Origin of the sequence: Escherichia sp. HH41S, from assembly GCF_009820115.1 — a bacterium.
GTDB lineage: Bacteria > Pseudomonadota > Gammaproteobacteria > Enterobacterales > Enterobacteriaceae > Escherichia > Escherichia coli_F.
This window is the reverse complement of record NZ_VNXE01000095.1, coordinates 63,592-81,499: the sequence shown is the minus strand read 5'-3', so window position 1 is coordinate 81,499 and position 17,908 is coordinate 63,592. Positions and strand designations below refer to the sequence as shown.

The window sequence follows — 17,908 nt, the reverse complement described above, 5'->3', positions numbered from 1 at the left end:
CAGACTTTGCAGGATTTCGGCGGGAGTTGCAAGTCAGGGTGCCAGACCGGCACCCTGAGCGAAGGCATCATCCTTCGTTATGCATTTCGAGATTTTCCACTTCGTTCTGACGTTGCACGGCTTTAGCGTCGTCATTACGTAAAGTATCGAGAAAATCGAGGTAGCCCTGATCAACATCTTTGGTGACGTAAACGCCGTTGAACACCGAGCATTCAAACTGCTGGATATCCGGGTTTTCAGCGCGAACGGCTTCGATCAAATCGTTGAGGTCCTGGAAAATCAACCCGTCAGCACCGATGATCTGGCGAATTTCATCTACTTCGCGACCGTGAGCGATCAGTTCCGTGGCGCTCGGCATATCGATACCGTAAACGTTCGGGAAGCGAATTTCCGGTGCCGCAGAAGCGAGGTAAACTTTCTTCGCTCCGGCTTCACGCGCCATCTCGATAATCTGCTCAGAAGTGGTGCCACGCACGATGGAGTCATCGACCAGCAGGACGTTTTTATCACGGAATTCAGCGCGGTTGGCGTTCAGTTTACGGCGCACGGACTTACGACGCAGCTGCTGACCCGGCATGATAAACGTGCGACCAACGTAGCGGTTTTTCACAAAGCCCTGACGGTACGGTTTACCCAGAATACGGGCGATTTCCAGCGCGATATCACACGAGGTTTCCGGAATGGGGATCACCACGTCGATATCCAGATCTTCCCATTCGCGAGCAATTTTCTCGCCCAGCTTGGTGCCCATATTCACACGCGCGCTGTAAACGGAAATTTTGTCGATGAACGAGTCCGGACGGGCAAAGTAAACATACTCGAACAGGCACGGATTGCTGACCGGGTTGTCAGCGCACTGACGGGTAAACAACTGCCCCTCTTCAGTGATGTAAATCGCCTCGCCTGGGGCGACATCACGCAGGAACTCAAAGCCCAGCGTATCGAGCGCAACGCTTTCGGAAGCGACCATATATTCTGTGCGATTGTCGTCGATATCACGTTTCCCCAGTACCAGCGGACGAATACCGTTAGGATCGCGGAAAGCCACCATACCGTGGCCGATAATCATCGCCACACAGGCATACGCGCCGCGGATTAAGCGGTTTGTAGCAGCAATGGCGGCGAAGATGTTGTCGGCTTCCAGCGGGTAGTGGCGGAAGTTGTCCAGCTCGCTGGCGAAGATATTAAGCAGAATTTCCGAGTCGGAAGTGGTGTTGATGTGGCGGCGTTTTTCTTCAAACAGTTTTTTACGCAACTCATGAGCGTTGGTCAGATTGCCGTTGTGGGCAAGCGTGATGCCATACGGGGAGTTAACGTAAAACGGCTGCGCTTCAGAGGCGCTGGAGCTACCAGCCGTGGGGTAACGCACATGACCAATGCCCATATTGCCCTGCAAACGCTGCATATGGCGAGCTTCGAAGACATCGCTCACCAGCCCGTTCGCTTTACGCAAACGGAAGCAGTTATTGGCATCAATGGTGATGATGCCGGCGGCATCCTGACCGCGATGCTGAAGCACCGTTAAGGCATCATAAATCGACTGGTTAACCGGCATAACACCGGCGATACCGACAATACCGCACATACGTCTTTTTCCTCGTTAAGCCACATCTCAGAGCACTTACGCTCTGGGCAAGAAACTTGACGAGCTTTGCAGATAATCAAAAAACCATCTGATGATAAAACTGAACTGCGGGATCAGCTGTGATTTGCTCCAGTCTTCGCTTTTCGACACCCCGGTAAAGGAGTCGAGAAAGAAGAGAATGGCAGCAACAATCAACACACCGCGCAACGCACCGAAACAGACGCCCAGCACCCGGTCGGTGCCCGTCAGGTGGGTTTTCTCAACCAACTGACCTATCACGAAGTTCACGATAGCGCCAACGATCAGTGTCGCGATAAACAGTACCGCGATGGCAATCCCATTTCGAACCAGTTCGTCTTCAAAGCCCGTAAACCAGACTGACAGGTAAGTGTAGTAATGACTGGCGACAAAGAAAGCACAACCCCATGTCACCAGCGATAACGTTTCACGAACAAAGCCGCGGATCAGGCTAACCAGAGAGGAAAAAGCAATCACCGCGATTATGGCGTAATCAATCCAGACCATATGTGTCCCACGATTTTACGCCCTGTCATCCTGTTCGGGGCGCATTCTAACAGAAAAAGAAAACGTTTGCGTAGGGATTTCCTTCCCACGCATCAATAAAAATGGCGCTGAAAAAATATTCAACGCCATCGACTTTTCATGCCTTTGCGGCATCGGGCAATGCGTGTCGGATGCGGCGTGAACGCCTTATCCGACCTACGGTTCTACTCCTGCACAGACCTCGTCGCATCAGGCAAAACCGTACTAATTCGGTGTATAGCCCATCACCACGCCACTTAAGCCAGAAAGCTGCTTGAGTTCACCCAGCGAACCTTTCAGCTTATCTTTCGAGGCATCTGGCCCAACCAGAATACGGGTAATTTTACCCTGCACCGGCGTGGATGGCGACGTATAAACCCGATAACCCGCGCCGCGCAGCTTACCGACAATCTCATTCACTTTATCGGCATTTTTCAGCGCGCCCAGCTGGACGACATACGCTTTACCCGTCGGTGCGGCTTTTTCTTCCACGACCGGCTTCGGTTCTGGCTTCGGCGCAGGTGGTGCTTCAACCTTCGGTTTAGGCGGCTCCACCGGTTTCGGCTTCGGTGGGGCGACCGGTGCAGGTTCCGGTTCAAACTCGGTGTTATTAGCTGCAATAGTGGCCGGATCGAGCGACGGTGCTGCGGCATCACCTGCCCGCACCTCTTCCGCTGCGCCTTCCGGCGGCTGCGTCGGCAGCGCCTGGGTGGCGGCTGGCATCATATCAGGCTCATCGCGATCGCCCGCTTTCGGCACCAGAGGGATTGCCGCGAACTCATCCTGATAATGTTTTTTCTGCCCGTCCAGCAACCCTGGAAGTACAATCACCCCCAGCGCCACCAGCACGATCGTGCCCACTAACCGATTCTGAAACTTACTTGCCACCGCTTCTCCTCGCGTCAATCACTTCCATGACATGTGCGACCGTGTGGAACGAACCACACACCAGCACGGTATCTTCCGCTTTAGCGTCCGCCATTGCGGCATCCCATGCCTGCGCCACGCTATCAAATGATTTGCCGTTACCCAAATGCTCAAGCAGTTGTTCTGCCGTGGCACCGCGCGGCCCTTCCAGTGGCGCACAATACCAGTCATCAACCACGCTTTTCAACCAGGCCAGAGTTCCGGCAATATCTTTATCATGTAGCATACCGATAACCGCCAGCACGCGCCCGTTTTTCGGTAGCGCTTTCATACGCCCGGTGAGATATTCCGCCGCATGTGGATTATGCGCGACATCAAAAATAACGCGTGGCGACTCGCTCACAATCTGGAAACGTCCCGGCAAAATTGCGCTGGCAATCCCGTCGCGAATGGCATTTTCACTGACCTCCAGCCCGCTGGCACGCAGTGCCGCCAGTGCCGTTGCGGCATTCGGTTGCGGGACAAGCGGCAACGGCAGATTTTCCAGCGTGCCGTAAGCATCGCTAAACGTCCAGTCATTGTCGCTGACGGAATAATTCCACTCAACGCCCCGACGTTGTAGCAGTGCGCCTTTTTCCTGCGCCACATCAGCAATGGTAGAAGGCATTTCAGGCTCTCCGACAATTGCCGGTTTTTCATTGCGGAAAATCCCTGCTTTCTCACGACCAATGCTTTCGCGATCTGGCCCCAACCAGTCGGTATGATCCAGCGCAATGCTGGTCACCACCGCAACATCAGCATCGACAATATTGGTTGCATCCAGACGTCCGCCCAGCCCTACTTCCAGAATCACCACGTCAAGTTGTGCCTGTTTGAACAGCCACAACGCCGACAGCGTACCGTACTCGAAATAGGTCAGGGAAATATCACCGCGTGCTGATTCAATCTCCGCAAAAGAGGCTGTGTGGGCCGATTCCGGCAATTCCTGGCCCTGCACACGAACGCGCTCGGTATAACGCACCAGATGCGGCGAACTGTAGACGCCCACTTTGTACCCTGCCGCCATCAGAATCGACTCCAGCGTACGGCAGGTGGTGCCTTTGCCATTCGTACCCGCAACGGTAAATACAAATGGCGCTGGTTTCAGAACGCCAAGACGTGCCGCGACCTGGCTTACGCGCTCAAGGCCAAGATCGATAGTTTTACTGTGCAGGTTTTCCAGATAAGAAAGCCACGAAGCCAGAGGCGACGCGGCTTGAGGAGTGCGTTTGATAATCATGGTATCCGCTGATTCGTTACGGTGAGAATAGCAAAAGGGCAGAGCCAGTGGCCCTGCCCTTATCAGTTATCAGGCCTCAGGTTCCTGATCCGGTACCGGTGGCACCACTACGCCTTCACGCGGCGCTTCAGGATTCGGCGCTGGCAAATTCATCAACTTCGCCAGAATGCTCGCCAGTTTCAGGCGCATTTCCGGACGACGGACGATCATGTCGATGGCGCCTTTCTCGATCAGGAATTCACTGCGCTGGAATCCTGGCGGCAGTTTTTCGCGAACGGTCTGTTCGATAACACGCGGACCGGCAAAGCCGATTAACGCTTTCGGTTCAGCGATGTTGAGATCGCCCAGCATGGCGAAACTTGCAGAAACACCGCCCATGGTCGGGTCGGTCAGCACGGAGATGTACGGCAAGCCGCGCTCCTGCATTTTTGCCAGTGCCGCAGAGGTTTTCGCCATCTGCATCAGCGACATCAGTGCTTCCTGCATACGTGCGCCACCAGAAGCGGAGAAGCAGATCAGCGGGCAGTTATCTTCCAGCGCCTGCTCAACGGCACGTACGAAACGTGCACCTACCACAGACCCCATGGAACCGCCCATAAAGGCGAACTCGAATGCCGCAGCGACAACCGGCATTCCATACAGGGTGCCTTTCATCACCACCAGCGCATCTTTTTCGCCGGTTTCTTTCTGCGCAGATGCCAGACGGTCTTTATATTTCTTGGAGTCACGAAACTTCAGCACATCTTTCGGCTCAAGCTCGCTACCCAGCTCCACAAGGCTTCCTTCATCTAACAGGCTATGCAGGCGATTACGCGCTGTCATACGCATGTGATGGTCACACTTCGGACAGACCTCAAGATTACGTTCCAGCTCAGCGCGGTATAAAACCTGACCGCAGCTATCACACTTAGTCCACACACCTTCAGGAATGCTCGCCTTGCGGGTGGGAGTAATGTTGCTTTTAATTCGTTCAATCCAGCTCATTAGGGACCTTTCTGTCTGAACCTGGTTCGATGCCAGTTTTATCTTTGGGGACGCATAATGCCATTTTTGCCCCCAACAGACCATGAATGTTGCACATTAAAACATAACAGCCCGAAACTTTGGATAAAAAAGTGGTCGAACCGCGGAGTTACTTTTTATTTTGCGGCGCGTGCCGCAGCGCGTTTGTGACGGATAATTTCGATGACGCCCGGCAAAATGGAAACCACAATAATCCCGACGATCAGCAGCTTAAGGTTATCCTGAACCATCGGAATTGTACCGAAGAAATAGCCTGCGTAGGTAAAAAGCAGTACCCACAACAGTGCGCCGATCACGTTATAGGCAGCGAAATGACGGTACGACATGTGGCCCATCCCTGCGACAAAGGGGGCAAACGTTCTGACGATCGGCACAAAACGGGCGAGAATAATGGTTTTGCCGCCGTGTTTTTCATAAAACTGATGAGTTTTGTCGAGATAGCTACGACGAAAAATTTTCGAGTTCGGATTACTGAATAATTTCTCACCGAACAACCGTCCTATGGTGTAGTTGACCGCATCACCAACAATCGCGGCAATTAACATCAGTACCACCATCATATGAACATTGAGATCGTTGGTTTCAAGCGAGGCCAGTGCCCCTGCAACAAACAGCAGCGAATCTCCCGGTAAGAACGGCGTTACCACCAGACCGGTTTCACAGAACAAAATCAAAAACAGGATGGCATAAACCCAGACGCCGTACTCTGCGACCAGTTCTGCCAGATGCACGTCAATGTGCAGGATAAAATCGATGAGGAAATAAATCAGGTCCATATTAGCCTATGCCTTGTACTCGTTATCTCTCAGGCCGTAACTACGTTGGCTACAGCCTGAAATTTTCCGAGCTTTATTCTCGTTAGTCCGCCAGAAATAGCGGGCCCATTGGCGGTTTTGGAAGATCAAACCGGTCAGGGTAATCCACCGCGACCAGATACAGCCCTTCCGCTTTTGCCGTTGCTGCCGCCAGCGTTCTGTCCTTTGCTGCCAGCAGTTCTGCTATCCAGCTCTCCGGCTGGTTGTTGGCACCGACTTCCATCAGGCTGCCGACAATATTCCTCACCATATGATGTACAAAGGCATTTGCTTTGATATCTACCACCACATAAGGACCGTGACGCGTGACGTTAATATGCATAACGTTGCGCCACGGGGTTCGGGACTGGCACTGCACCGCACGGAACGAGGTGAAATCATTCTCGCCCAGCAGGCATTGCGCGGCCCGATGCATCCGTTCAGCGTCCAGCGGTTCGTAAAAATGGGTTACCCCTTTACTCAGCACTGCCGGACGCAGCCGATGATTGTAGATGATGTAGCGATAACGGCGAGCCGTGGCGCTAAATCGGGCATGAAAATCATCAGGTACAGCTTTAACCCAACGCACGGCGATGTCACCAGGTAAATTCGCATTTACGCCCAACGTCCACGCAGCGTCTTTGCGCTGCGCGGTCGTTTCGAAATGCACAACCTGCCCTGTACCGTGTACGCCTGCGTCGGTACGCCCGGCGCAGAAGACGGTGATCGGTTCGTTCGCCACCTGGGAGAGCGCCTTTTCCAGCTTCTCCTGTACACTGCGTACTTCGTTCTGCCGTTGCCAGCCGTAATACTTACTACCGTCGTACTCAATGCCCAGCGCAATTTTGTAAACTGGCGATTGTTGCTGGTCGGACATTAGTACAGATACTCCTGCACCAGTTTCTCGGCGATTTTTACTGCCATCAGCGCGCCGCCAAAGCGAACATTATCGGCCACTGACCAGAACTGGACTTGCTCCGGCATACCGTAGTCATTGCGTACACAGCCAACGGAAAGATGCGGCGTACCAGAAGCATCCCCCACCTGCGTCGGGAATTCGTTCTCTTCAGAGAGCACAATATCTTCGCCCTGGGCAAACGCATCACGCGCTTCTTCTGCCGCCAGCGGACGCAGTGCTTCAAAGTTGACCATCTGGGCATGACCGTAGAAAACCGGTGCCTGGACGACGCTTGCCGAAATCATCAGCCCTTCGTCTTGCAGGATTTTGCGTACTTCGTCAACGATACGACGTTCTTCACGCACGCTACCTTCACTATCCGGCAGTAACGGCAGCATGTTGAACGCCAGCTGACGACCGAAGAAATCCTCTTCATCAATCGGAATACCGTTCAACAGTTTCGCGCTCTGCCCTGCTAACGCATCGACCGCTTTTTTACCCTGGGCGGAGGCAGAAATCAGGCTGGTGACGCTGATACGTGACAAACCGCCCTGATCGATTAACGGTTTCAGTGCTGCCAACAGCTGGCTGGTCAGGCTGTCCGGTACGGCGATGACATTTCGGTTGCGGTAATCGGTCAGTACAAACGGGTTAACTTCCGGCACCACCAGCGGTACGTCAGGTTCGAGAGCAAACAATCCGCTGCTGTCGATCACCAGGCAACCTGAGTTGGTCGCTTCTTCAACCCAGGCAGCGGTAGCTTCTTTGCCTGCGACAAAAAACGCCAGTTGCGCCTGCGTCCAGTCGAATTCAGCGGCATCCTGCACGGTGATTGTCTTACCACCAAAGCGCAGTTGTTCGCCTGCGCTTTCGTTACGTGCCAGTGCATAAATTTCCCCAACCGGGAACTGACGTTCAGCCAGCGTTTCAAGCAGGGCTTCGCCCACAGCGCCAGTTGCGCCCAGGACGGCAATGTTCCAGCCTTCAGACATGGTGGTTTACTCCAGAAATAGCAAAGCTCCCTGCCAATATTACAGCAGAGAGCATGAAGAAGAGATTAACGTGCCGGATGATGAACGGCGTTAAAACCCAGTTTACACAGCAATGATGCCGCACTGGCGTCATCACAAATTACATACAGAGATGACCATTCACGGCGCTCAAGATAGTTTTTGCGCAGTTTATCGAACTCACCCGGTATCCCGGCGACTTTACGCAGCGGTGCGTCATCGCGGCGCACATCATACACCAAATGCACCAGCCTTTTCAGCGTCGGTTGATCGAGCGGACCATGCAGTGTAATACGGCCAAATTCTGGCGCGGGTAGCAACGTATCAAGCGCAACGTGTTGCTCATGCCCAATAAACTTGCTATACGCTTCAAATACTTGCGTAGTGCCACGGGCTTTACCTTCGAGGGTGTAGCCCGCAATATGCGGCGTGCCGATATCCACTTTTTTCAGCAATTCTACGTTGAGTTCCGGTTCGCCTTCCCAGACATCCAGCACTACGCTTAACTTCTGACCTTCATTCAGACAGGTCAACAGGGCAGTATTATCGACGACTGCGCCACGGCAGGCGTTAATCAAGATCGCTCCCGGCTTCAGGTTACGAATCAGTTTTTCGTCCGCCAGATGCAGCGTTTTGTACGGTCCGTCTTTAAAGAGTGGCGTATGGAATGTCAGGATATCCGCATGCTGGACTAATTCATCCAACGAACGGAAATCGCCCTCATCCCCACGATCGGCACGCGGCGGATCGCAAAGCAAGGTTTTGATCCCCAGCGCTTCCAGTCGCGCCTGTAAACGCCGACCAACGTTACCAACGCCCACAATCCCCACGGTACGCTCATGCAGTGAAAATCCATCGCGTTCAGCAAGCATCAGCAGTGAGGAGAAAACATATTCCACCACCGCAATCGCATTACAGCCAGGTGCTGCGGAAAAACCAATTCCCGCCTGCTTTAACCATGCTTCATCGACATGGTCGGTTCCCGCTGTGGCTGTGCCAACAAATTTAATGGGTTTTCCTGCCAGCAAAGATTCATTCACTTTCGTGACCGAACGCACCATCAGCGCATCCGCGTCTGCCAGTTGAGCTACTGGGATTGGACGCCCCGGAACCGCAGTCACCTCACCCAAACGGCTAAATAAGTCGCGGGCATAAGGCATATTTTCATCAACAAGGATTTTCACGTTTGTGTTACCTGTATGAGACGAGAGTTAACCGGACAAGTGTGCCATAATCTCGCGGCCAGGCATACTTGCGATGATTTCAGGTATAAGGATACGTAATGATACAACCTATTTCCGGCCCTCCTCCTGGGCAACCACCAGGTCAGGGAGATAACCTGCCGTCTGGCGCGGGCAATCAGCCTTTATCCAGTCAGCAACGTACTTCGCTGGAAAGCTTAATGACGAAAGTGACTTCGCTGACGCAACAGCAAAGAGCAGAACTGTGGGCGGGTATCAGGCATGATATTGGCCTGTCGGGAGATTCGCCGCTGCTTTCGCGTCACTTTCCCGCCGCTGAGCATAATCTGGCGCAACGTTTGCTGACCGCGCAAAAAAGCCATTCTGCCCGCCAGCTTTTAGCCCAATTGGGTGAGTATTTACGCCTGGGGAATAATCGTCAGGCGGTCACGGATTATATTCGTCATAACTTTGGTCAGACGCCACTGAATCAGCTCTCACCGGAGCAATTAAAAACCATTCTCACCCTGTTGCAGGAAGGGAAGATGGTTATCCCGCAACCGCAGCAGCGCGAGGCGACCGACCGTCCGTTATTACCGGCGGAGCACAATACGCTCAAACAGCTGGTTACCAAACTTGCGGCGGCAACGGGAGAACCCAGCAAGCAGATCTGGCAATCGATGCTGGAACTTTCCGGGGTGAAAGATGGTGAGTTAATTCCAGCGAAACTGTTTAACCATCTGGTGACCTGGCTGCAGGCGCGTCAGACGCTAAGCCAGCAAAATACGCCGACGCTGGAATCACTACAGATGGCGCTGAAACAACCTTTAGATGCCAGTGAACTGGCGGCGTTATCGGCATATATCCAGCAAAAATATGGCCTTTCTGCGCAATCATCGCTTTCTTCAGCCCAGGCTGAGGATATCCTTAATCAGCTTTATCAACGGCGGGTTAAAGGGATTGATCCGCGTGATATGCAACCGCTGCTTAATCCTTTTCCACCGATGATGGACACGTTGCAAAATATGGCAACGCGTCCCGCGCTGTGGATACTATTAGTCGCGATTATCCTGATGCTGGTCTGGCTGGTTCGTTAACCCCGACGAAACGACAGTATCGTGACAATAATTCCCAGCACCGCAGAGATCGCCCCGGCAAGAAATACCGATGAGTAACCAAACGTGGTCGCCAGCATTCCCGCCAGCGGCCCGGAGACGCCGAGGGCGATATCCTGAAACGCGGCGTATCCACCCAGTGCGGTGCCACGAACTTGTGACGGTACGCGTTTAACCACCTCCACGCCCAGCGCTGGAAAGATAAGCGAACATCCAGCTCCGGTTAAGGCCGCGCCCGCTAATGCGACCCACGCACCTGGCGCCTGCCAGAGCAGCAACAAGCCCACTGTTTCTACAAGCAGAGAAACAATCGCCACTTTCACGCCGCCAAAACGGTCTGGCATCCAGCCAAACATCACGCGCATCACGACAAATGCGCCGCCAAATGCGGTGAGTGTAAAGCCTGCCATCGCCCATCCTTTGCTGGCAAAGTAGAGCGAAACAAAAGTCCCGATAACCGCAAAGCCAACACCTTGTAGCGCCAGACCTAACCCTGGTTTCCAGATAAGCCCGACAACGCTCCACAGCGATGGACGTTCTCCCGCCAGGGCCGGTACTTTGCGCACTGTGCCGTTACAGGCCCACGCCAGTATGGGTAATGCCATTGTGGTGAGCGCCAGGGCAGCAAAACCGTAATGGCTATGAATCAACAGGCCAAGCGGCGCACCAACAGCGAGGGCACCGTAAATCGCCATTCCGTTCCATGACATCACTTTGCCGGAATGTTTTGGCCCAACGATGCCCAATCCCCAGGTCAGAGCCCCCGTCAGTAACTGGCTTTCACCAAAGCCAAGAATCAAACGTCCGACGACCAACAGAGCAAATTTGAACGGTGCGGAGACGGGCAAAATCGCCGCCAACAGCAGTGCGCCCCCTGCCAGACCACAAGCTAACATCCCCTGAAGCGCCGAACGTTTTGCACCATATTGATCGGCCAGTCGCCCGGCATAGCCACGCGTCAGCACCGTAGCCAAAAACTGAATGCCGACGGCAATCCCGACCATGGTGTTGCCATAGCCCAGCTCATGATGAACAAACAGCGGGATAACCGGCAATGGTAACCCTACGGTCATGTAGGTGAGAAAAACCGCAAAAGCGATGCGGAAAAGCGAAAAATTGGCAGAAGATCGTGTTTCGGTTTGGCTTACAGCAGTCATGCATTACTCCAGAATGCAGCGCGAGGCGAGGAATTTCCCCGTCTCATCTCTCTGGTTTCAGGGTTACGGTACGCGTTGGCAGGATTTAACGCGTACGTCTTTTCAGAAGGAAATCAACAAAGCGGGAAGTTTGCCTGGAACAGGCGGCGATTGTCAATGATGTGAAAAAGGGAACCATTTGGTTCCCTTTTTCTTTAGTGCCGGAAGCGGCACTGGCGCGTATCGTCGGATGCGACGCTGACGCGTCTTATCCGACCTACTCCGAATTAATCTTTCAGCTTACGCATTACCAGCGTGGCGTTGGTGCCACCGAAGCCGAAGCTGTTAGACATAACGGTAGTCAGTTCGCGATCGGTCGTTTCGGTCACAATGTTCAGACCCGCAGCCTGCTCGTCCAGCTCTTCAATGTTGATGCTCGGTGCGATAAAGCCGTGTTCCAGCATCAGCAGAGAGTAGATAGCTTCCTGCACACCCGCAGCGCCCAGAGAGTGACCGGTCATTGCTTTGGTTGCAGAAATCGCCGGGCTCTTATCACCGAATACTTCACGGATAGCCGCCAGCTCTTTCACGTCGCCAACCGGAGTTGAAGTACCGTGAGAGTTCAGGTAGTCGATTGGCGTATCAACACCGTGCATCGCCATCTGCATGCAGCGAACTGCGCCTTCGCCAGACGGAGCAACCATGTCTGCACCATCAGACGTTGCGCCGTAACCAACGATTTCAGCATAGATGTGAGCCCCACGCGCCAGCGCGTGTTCCAGTTCTTCAACCACCACCATACCGCCGCCGCCAGCGATAACGAAACCGTCGCGGTGAGCGTCGTAAGTACGGGAGGCTTTTTCTGGGGTGTCGTTGTATTTAGTAGACAGCGCGCCCATCGCGTCGAATTCGCAAGCCATTTCCCAGCACAGCTCTTCGCCGCCGCCAGCAAACACAATGTCCTGTTTGCCCAGTTGGATCTGCTCTACTGCGTTACCGATACAGTGTGCGGAAGTCGCACACGCGGAGCTGATGGAGTAGTTAACGCCGTGAATTTTAAACGGCGTGGCGAGGCAGGCAGAAACGCCAGATGCCATCGCTTTGGTGACCACATACGGGCCAACCGCTTTCAGGCCGCGCGGGCTACGCATAGCGTCAGCGCCGAACACCTGGAAACGCGGGGAACCGCCGCCAGAACCTGCAATCAGGCCAACGCGCGGGTTATTCTGATAAGCTTCCGGGGAGAGGCCAGCATCTGCAATTGCCTGCTCCATAGAAAGGAATGCATAAATGGATGCGTCGCTCATAAAGCGCACAACTTTGCGGTCAATGAGGCCAGTGGTATCCAGTTTTACGTTGCCCCAGACGTGGCTACGCATGCCGGAATCCTTCAGCTCCTGAGAGAAAGTGATCCCTGAACGTCCTTCACGCAGAGATGCCAGGACTTCCTGCTGGTTATTACCGATGCTGGAAACAATGCCCAGGCCAGTAATCACTGCACGTTTCATTCAATACCTCTGTAAGTCGCACATAGAGTAAGTTTCGAATGCACAATAGCGTACACTTGTACGCCGAACAAGTCCGATCAGCCAATTAATAGAGAAATTTGCGCAGCCTGACACACATCGCTAAGATCGAGCCACCGCCTGTAAGACGAGTAACTTACGTGAAACACTACGCCATACAACCTGCCAACCTCGAATTTAATGCTGAGGGTACACCTGTTTCCCGAGATTTTGACGATGTCTATTTTTCCAACGATAACGGACTGGAAGAGACACGCTATGTTTTTCTTGGGGGTAACCAATTAGAGGCACGCTTTCCTGAACATCCGCATCCTCTGTTTGTGGTAGCAGAGAGCGGCTTCGGCACCGGATTAAACTTCCTGACGCTATGGCAGGCATTTGATCAGTTTCGCGAAGCTCATCCGCAAGCGCAATTACAACGCTTACATTTCATTAGTTTTGAGAAATTTCCCCTCACTCGTGCGGATTTAGCCTTAGCGCATCAACACTGGCCAGAACTGGCACCGTGGGCAGAAAAACTTCAGGCGCAGTGGCCTTTGCCCTTGCCCGGTTGCCATCGTTTATTGCTCGATGAAGGCCGCGTGACGCTGGATTTATGGTTTGGCGACATTAACGAACTGACCAGCCAACTGGACGATTCGCTAAATCAAAAAGTAGATGCCTGGTTTCTGGACGGCTTTGCGCCAGCGAAGAACCCGGATATGTGGACGCAAAATCTGTTTAACGCCATGGCAAGGCTGGCGCGTCCGGGTGGCACTCTGGCGACATTTACGTCTGCCGGTTTTGTCCGCCGCGGTTTGCAGGAAGCCGGATTCACCATGCAAAAGCGCAAAGGGTTTGGGCGTAAACGGGAGATGCTTTGTGGGGTAATGAAACAGACATTACCCCTCCCCTGCTCCACGCCGTGGTTTAACCGTACGGGTAGCAACAAATGGGAAGCGGCGATTATTGGCGGTGGTATCGCCAGCGCATTATTGTCGCTGGCGCTATTACGTCGTGGATGGCAGGTAACGCTTTATTGTGCGGATGAGGCCCCCGCGCTCGGTGCTTCCGGCAATCGCCAGGGGGCGCTGTATCCGCTCTTAAGTAAACATGATGAAGCACTAAACCGGTTTTTCTCCAATGCATTTACTTTTGCTCGTCGGCTTTACGATTTATTGCCTGTTAAATTTGATCATGACTGGTGCGGCGTCACGCAGTTAGGCTGGGATGAGAAAAGTCAGCACAAAATCGCACAAATGCTGTCGATGGATTTACCCGCAGAACTGGCTGTGGCCGTTGATGCTAAGGCGGTTGAACAAATTACGGGCGTTGCGACAAATTGCAGCGGTATTACTTATCCGCAAGGTGGTTGGCTGTGTCCGGCAGAGCTGACCCGTAATGTGCTGGAGCTGGCACAACAGCAGGGTTTGCAGATTTGTTATCAACATCAGTTAAAGGATTTATCCCGTAAAGATGACTGTTGGTTATTGAATTTTGCGGGTGATCAGCAAGCGACGCATAGCGTGGTGGTACTGGCGAACGGGCATCAAATCAGCGGTTTCAGCCAAACGTCGTCTCTGCCGGTGTATTCCGTTGCCGGTCAGGTCAGCCATATTCCGACAACGCCGGAACTGGCGGAGCTGAAGCAGGTGCTGTGCTATGACGGTTACCTCACGCCACAAAATCCGACGAATCAACATCATTGTATTGGTGCCAGTTATCATCGCGGCAGCGAAGATACGGCGTACAGTGATGAAGATCAGCAGCAGAATCGCCAGCGGTTGATTGATTGTTTCCCACAGGCGCAGTGGGCAAAAGAGGTTGATGTCAGTGATAAAGACGCTCGCTGCGGTGTGCGTTGTGCCACTCGTGATCATCTGCCAATGGTAGGCAATGTCCCTGATTATGATGCAACGCTCGCAGAATATGCCTCTCTGGCGGAACAGAAAGACAACGCGGTCAGCGCGCCGGTTTATGACGATCTTTTTATGCTTGCGGCTTTAGGTTCGCGTGGTTTGTGTTCTGCCCCGCTGTGTGCCGAGATTCTGGCAGCGCAGATGAGCGACGAACCGATTCCGATGGATAGCAATACGCTGGCGGCGTTAAATCCAAATCGGTTATGGGTGCGGAAGTTGTTGAAAGGGAAAGCGGTTAAGGCAGGGTAATCTGCTTTGGCAGCGTTTGTCGGATGCGGCGTGAACGCCTTATCCGACCTACGTGAAATCTGTAGGCCTGATAAGACGCGATAAGCGTCGCATCAGGCATTATGCACTCAATGTCGGATGCGGCGTGAACGCCTTATCCGACCTACGTAAAACCTGTAGGCCTGATAAGACGCGGTAAGCGTCGCATCAGGCATTATGCACTCAATGTCGGATGCGGCGTGAACGCCTTATCCGACCTACGTGAAACCTGTAGGCCTGATAAGACGCGATAAGCGTCGCATCAGGCATGACGCTCCAGACGCCAACAACTTACTGCTGTGACGCCTGTTGAAACAGATTTTCCCACATATCGGTCACCAGCGCCTGGTCTCGCGGCGACAACTCACCGGCACCAATGGCTTTTTCCAGACTCTGGCTAACGGTCGTATGTACCGCCTGGGCGGAGTGGTCATCACCACTTTCCAGTTCTGCGATGGCTAATGTCAGGTGGCCACGCAAATACCCACTGGCAAACAACTCATCATCACTGGCATGGTCAACCATACCGTCGATTAATGCCAGAATGCGTGATTCAAACTCCGCGATCATCTTCTTTCCTCATTGTAAAACGTGGCGCAGGCTTCAGTTGAGCGCTTCCGGCCACGGGAACTGTTCCGCCGTAAGTTCCGGCGTGTGATAATAATTTTGTAGTGCTTTAATGAAGCGTGCCGGACGCTCGGGAATACCGTTTGCCAGATAATCCATCACCTGTGCATGTACCCGCCGTTGAAATACCACGCGGTCCGGTTCGAAATCCCCTTCCAGATTGTCGCAACTGACATTAAACGGATATCCCGCCGCCACACAGAACAACCAGTCCAGCGCCTGCGGCTTCACTTCAACATCTTCAAACTGGCCTTGCGTTTGGGCATCGCGTCCGTCCGGACAATACCAGTAGCCGAAATCAACCAGCTCACGGCGCGCTTTCCCGGCAATACACCAGTGCGAAATCTCATGAATTGCGCTGGCATAAAAGCCGTGAGCAAAGACGATTCGGTTATACGGTACTTCAGCATCAGCAGGAAGATAGATCGGTTCGTCGTCGCCTTTAATCAGACGGGTATTAAATTCATCGGCAAAGCAGCTATTAAAAATTTCAATCAACTGCTCATAGTGGTGTGTACTATTCATTAGTTCATCCCCAACCAGTGGAGGATCTCCTGTCCGTGGCTATCGTAAAGTAATTTGGCACTCATCACCGCCGAGACGATAACAATCATCGGGCGAATCAGCTTTTGCCCTTTGCTCAACACCAGTCTTGACCCCATGCGCGCGCCGAGGAACTGCCCCACCAGCATCACAAATCCTGTCGCCCAAATCACTTTGCCGCCGAGAATAAACAGCAGCAAACCGCCGATGTTTGACGTTGCGTTGAGTAATTTGGCGTGGGCCGTGGCTTTGGCGAGGTTAAAGCCGCACAGCGTAACGAAGGCTAACGCGTAAAACGATCCGGCAGCCGGGCCAAAGAATCCATCGTAAAAACCAACGCAGCCCCCTGCTACCAGCGCAAATGGCAGTCCATACATCCGACGCTGGCGATCTTCTTCTCCCAGTTTGGGCATCAGTAAGAAATAAAGACCAATACAAATCACCAGAATGGGCAAAATCTGCCGCAAGACATCAGCCTGAACGTACTGCACCAGCAAAGCGCCGCTCATTGAGCCAATAAAGGTCATGGCGATATTGAGTTTCTGATCGCTTAAGCTAACCACTTTGCGGCGAATAAAGTAGATAGTGGCAGAAATAGAGCCACCGCAGGCTTGCAGTTTATTGGTTGCCAGCGCGTTAGCCGGAGACATCCCCGCCGCCATTAATGCCGGAATGGTGAGTAGCCCACCGCCCCCGGCAATAGAGTCGATAAATCCCGCCAGTATGGCGACAAAAAAGAGGAGTCCCAGCAACAGCGGGGAAACCATAAACAGGTTATTAAACGTTTCCATTAGATCACGTGCTCATCCAGTAGCGCCTGGCAGGAAGGCGGCAACGGAGGCGGTGTCTTCTTCTCAGGCTTTGTTGTTCCCGGTTTTGGTGGTTCAAACCAGCTTTGCAGTTCTGCCCCGCAACCATCGCCCGGTGGCGGTAAAGGTTGATCTTCACACTCCAGACTATCGGCAGGACAACGTAATCGTACATGCATATGGGCGCGATGCTGGAACCAGGGTCGCACTTTGCGCAACCAGTCGCGATCGGTGCCCGCATCAAGGCAAAGTTGTTGTTTAATCGCCGGATTAACAAAAATGCGCGTGACGTCTTTGTCCTGCGCGGCGAGTTTAATCAAGCTGAAAATTTCGGGCTTCCACAGCGTGGGGACAACGTGTTTACCGTCGCGGGAAACCAAATCTAATGCTTGCGGGCGCAAGAGTTGCGCGGAGGTCCAGCGTTTTTTCGGCAGTTGCAGGAAGATGTCCACATCCAGTCCGGTCTGGTGGCTGGCGTGACCGCCGTTGAAACGACCACCAGCAGGCATCCCCATATCGCCAATCAGCACTGTACCCATGCCCAGATTGCTCACCTGGCGACTCAGACGCTGGATAAACATCACCAGGTCCGGGTGCCCGAAATAGCGACGCTGATCGGTACGCATGACCTGATAATGTTCGGACTGTATCGGCAGCGTATCAGCACCGACGATACAGCCATTAGAAAAACTGCCTATCGATTGTGCGCTACCCGGCACAGGTTGGGTTATTTTTTGCCACGGCGTCGCTGCCAGGCTGGCGCTACTGGCAAGCAGGGCCAGCAGCGCAATCGCAGTTTTGTTCATT

Annotated in this window: 17 protein-coding genes; 2 read left to right on the top strand and 15 right to left on the bottom strand. The window is 53.3% G+C overall.

Going from position 1 to position 17,908, the window contains the following annotated elements:
* Positions 1 to 67: 67 nt before the first annotated feature.
* The 9 genes from purF to pdxB all read right to left on the bottom strand — a co-directional run bounded on the left by purF (position 68) and on the right by pdxB (position 9,183).
* Positions 68 to 1,585 carry an amidophosphoribosyltransferase gene (gene purF, locus FQZ95_RS18260; protein WP_000334213.1) on the bottom strand — a complete coding sequence of 506 codons (1,518 nt, stop codon included), beginning with the start codon at positions 1,583 to 1,585 and terminating at the stop codon, positions 68 to 70.
* Between the two features lie 36 nt (positions 1,586 to 1,621).
* Positions 1,622 to 2,110, bottom strand: a complete 489-nt coding sequence (cvpA, locus tag FQZ95_RS18255) for a colicin V production protein (RefSeq protein WP_032184707.1) — start codon at positions 2,108 to 2,110, stop codon at positions 1,622 to 1,624.
* 243 nt (positions 2,111 to 2,353) lie between these two features.
* Positions 2,354 to 3,016 carry a cell division protein DedD gene (gene dedD, locus FQZ95_RS18250; protein WP_000146992.1) on the bottom strand — a complete coding sequence of 221 codons (663 nt, stop codon included), beginning with the start codon at positions 3,014 to 3,016 and terminating at the stop codon, positions 2,354 to 2,356.
* Positions 3,006 to 4,274: a bifunctional tetrahydrofolate synthase/dihydrofolate synthase gene (folC, locus tag FQZ95_RS18245; RefSeq protein WP_105283871.1), complete on the bottom strand. Its 1,269-nt coding sequence runs from the start codon at positions 4,272 to 4,274 to the stop codon at positions 3,006 to 3,008. The genes dedD and folC overlap by 11 nt, the downstream gene beginning before the upstream one ends.
* Positions 4,275 to 4,343: 69 nt before the next feature.
* Positions 4,344 to 5,258 (bottom strand): acetyl-CoA carboxylase, carboxyltransferase subunit beta, encoded by a 915-nt coding sequence (gene accD / locus FQZ95_RS18240; RefSeq protein ID WP_000118404.1) that lies wholly within the window; start codon positions 5,256 to 5,258, stop codon positions 4,344 to 4,346.
* Between the two features lie 155 nt (positions 5,259 to 5,413).
* Positions 5,414 to 6,073, bottom strand: coding sequence for a DedA family protein (locus FQZ95_RS18235; RefSeq protein ID WP_000364335.1), 660 nt, complete (start codon positions 6,071 to 6,073; stop codon positions 5,414 to 5,416).
* 82 nt (positions 6,074 to 6,155) lie between these two features.
* Positions 6,156 to 6,968, bottom strand: a complete 813-nt coding sequence (gene truA / locus FQZ95_RS18230) for a tRNA pseudouridine(38-40) synthase TruA (RefSeq protein WP_105272180.1) — start codon at positions 6,966 to 6,968, stop codon at positions 6,156 to 6,158.
* Positions 6,968 to 7,981: an aspartate-semialdehyde dehydrogenase gene (locus tag FQZ95_RS18225; protein WP_001289165.1), complete on the bottom strand. Its 1,014-nt coding sequence runs from the start codon at positions 7,979 to 7,981 to the stop codon at positions 6,968 to 6,970. The genes truA and FQZ95_RS18225 overlap by 1 nt, the downstream gene beginning before the upstream one ends.
* Before the next feature lie 65 nt (positions 7,982 to 8,046).
* Positions 8,047 to 9,183, bottom strand: coding sequence for a 4-phosphoerythronate dehydrogenase PdxB (pdxB, locus tag FQZ95_RS18220; RefSeq protein ID WP_000699132.1), 1,137 nt, complete (start codon positions 9,181 to 9,183; stop codon positions 8,047 to 8,049).
* A gap of 98 nt (positions 9,184 to 9,281) precedes the next feature.
* Between pdxB and flk the strand changes: the two genes are divergently transcribed.
* The gene (gene flk / locus FQZ95_RS18215) at positions 9,282 to 10,277 is read left to right on the top strand and encodes a flagella biosynthesis regulator Flk (protein WP_000615830.1); all 996 of its coding nucleotides are present in this window, start codon (positions 9,282 to 9,284) and stop codon (positions 10,275 to 10,277) included.
* Here the strand turns inward: flk and FQZ95_RS18210 are convergent.
* Together FQZ95_RS18210 and fabB are read right to left on the bottom strand one after the other, a co-directional pair.
* Positions 10,274 to 11,452 carry an arabinose transporter gene (locus FQZ95_RS18210; protein WP_032184713.1) on the bottom strand — a complete coding sequence of 393 codons (1,179 nt, stop codon included), beginning with the start codon at positions 11,450 to 11,452 and terminating at the stop codon, positions 10,274 to 10,276. The two genes, flk and FQZ95_RS18210, sit on opposite strands and share 4 nt — an antisense overlap.
* A 266-nt stretch (positions 11,453 to 11,718) precedes the next feature.
* Positions 11,719 to 12,939, bottom strand: coding sequence for a beta-ketoacyl-ACP synthase I (gene fabB / locus FQZ95_RS18205; protein ID WP_000817187.1), 1,221 nt, complete (start codon positions 12,937 to 12,939; stop codon positions 11,719 to 11,721).
* Positions 12,940 to 13,097: 158 nt separating this feature from the next.
* Here fabB and mnmC point away from each other — a divergent pair, with 158 nt between their 5' ends.
* Positions 13,098 to 15,104 (top strand): bifunctional tRNA (5-methylaminomethyl-2-thiouridine)(34)-methyltransferase MnmD/FAD-dependent 5-carboxymethylaminomethyl-2-thiouridine(34) oxidoreductase MnmC, encoded by a 2,007-nt coding sequence (gene mnmC / locus FQZ95_RS18200; protein ID WP_160530491.1) that lies wholly within the window; start codon positions 13,098 to 13,100, stop codon positions 15,102 to 15,104.
* A 309-nt stretch (positions 15,105 to 15,413) separates the two neighbouring features.
* Here mnmC and FQZ95_RS18195 read toward each other — a convergent pair whose 3' ends face one another.
* From FQZ95_RS18195 to mepA, 4 genes are read right to left on the bottom strand one after another with little or no spacing between them, the layout of a single operon-like run.
* Positions 15,414 to 15,692 carry a YfcL family protein gene (locus tag FQZ95_RS18195; protein ID WP_000559764.1) on the bottom strand — a complete coding sequence of 93 codons (279 nt, stop codon included), beginning with the start codon at positions 15,690 to 15,692 and terminating at the stop codon, positions 15,414 to 15,416.
* Between the two features lie 33 nt (positions 15,693 to 15,725).
* Entirely contained in the window at positions 15,726 to 16,274 is a 549-nt protein-coding gene (gene epmC / locus FQZ95_RS18190; protein WP_039020353.1) for an elongation factor P hydroxylase, read from the bottom strand.
* Positions 16,274 to 17,083, bottom strand: coding sequence for a sulfite exporter TauE/SafE family protein (locus FQZ95_RS18185; protein WP_160530490.1), 810 nt, complete (start codon positions 17,081 to 17,083; stop codon positions 16,274 to 16,276). Before FQZ95_RS18185 ends, epmC begins: the two co-directional genes overlap by 1 nt.
* Complete coding sequence (gene mepA / locus FQZ95_RS18180) at positions 17,083 to 17,907, bottom strand: penicillin-insensitive murein endopeptidase (protein ID WP_032303463.1); 825 nt, start codon at positions 17,905 to 17,907, stop codon at positions 17,083 to 17,085. Before mepA ends, FQZ95_RS18185 begins: the two co-directional genes overlap by 1 nt.
* Between the last annotated feature and the right edge of the window lies 1 nt (position 17,908).

Excerpts from the sequence above, each read along its gene's own strand:
- truA (WP_105272180.1), bottom strand. The coding sequence starts at position 6,968 with ATGTCCGACCAGCAACAATCGCCAGTTTACAAAATTGCGCTGGGCATT.
- FQZ95_RS18225 (WP_001289165.1), bottom strand. The coding sequence starts at position 7,981 with ATGTCTGAAGGCTGGAACATTGCCGTCCTGGGCGCAACTGGCGCTGTG.
- flk (WP_000615830.1), top strand. The coding sequence starts at position 9,282 with ATGATACAACCTATTTCCGGCCCTCCTCCTGGGCAACCACCAGGTCAG.
- purF (WP_000334213.1), bottom strand. The coding sequence starts at position 1,585 with ATGTGCGGTATTGTCGGTATCGCCGGTGTTATGCCGGTTAACCAGTCG.
- fabB (WP_000817187.1), bottom strand. The coding sequence starts at position 12,939 with ATGAAACGTGCAGTGATTACTGGCCTGGGCATTGTTTCCAGCATCGGT.
- FQZ95_RS18210 (WP_032184713.1), bottom strand. The coding sequence starts at position 11,452 with ATGACTGCTGTAAGCCAAACCGAAACACGATCTTCTGCCAATTTTTCG.
- folC (WP_105283871.1), bottom strand. The coding sequence starts at position 4,274 with ATGATTATCAAACGCACTCCTCAAGCCGCGTCGCCTCTGGCTTCGTGG.
- FQZ95_RS18235 (WP_000364335.1), bottom strand. The coding sequence starts at position 6,073 with ATGGACCTGATTTATTTCCTCATCGATTTTATCCTGCACATTGACGTG.
- epmC (WP_039020353.1), bottom strand. The coding sequence starts at position 16,274 with ATGAATAGTACACACCACTATGAGCAGTTGATTGAAATTTTTAATAGC.
- FQZ95_RS18195 (WP_000559764.1), bottom strand. The coding sequence starts at position 15,692 with ATGATCGCGGAGTTTGAATCACGCATTCTGGCATTAATCGACGGTATG.
- mepA (WP_032303463.1), bottom strand. The coding sequence starts at position 17,907 with ATGAACAAAACTGCGATTGCGCTGCTGGCCCTGCTTGCCAGTAGCGCC.
- cvpA (WP_032184707.1), bottom strand. The coding sequence starts at position 2,110 with ATGGTCTGGATTGATTACGCCATAATCGCGGTGATTGCTTTTTCCTCT.
- FQZ95_RS18185 (WP_160530490.1), bottom strand. The coding sequence starts at position 17,083 with ATGGAAACGTTTAATAACCTGTTTATGGTTTCCCCGCTGTTGCTGGGA.
- accD (WP_000118404.1), bottom strand. The coding sequence starts at position 5,258 with ATGAGCTGGATTGAACGAATTAAAAGCAACATTACTCCCACCCGCAAG.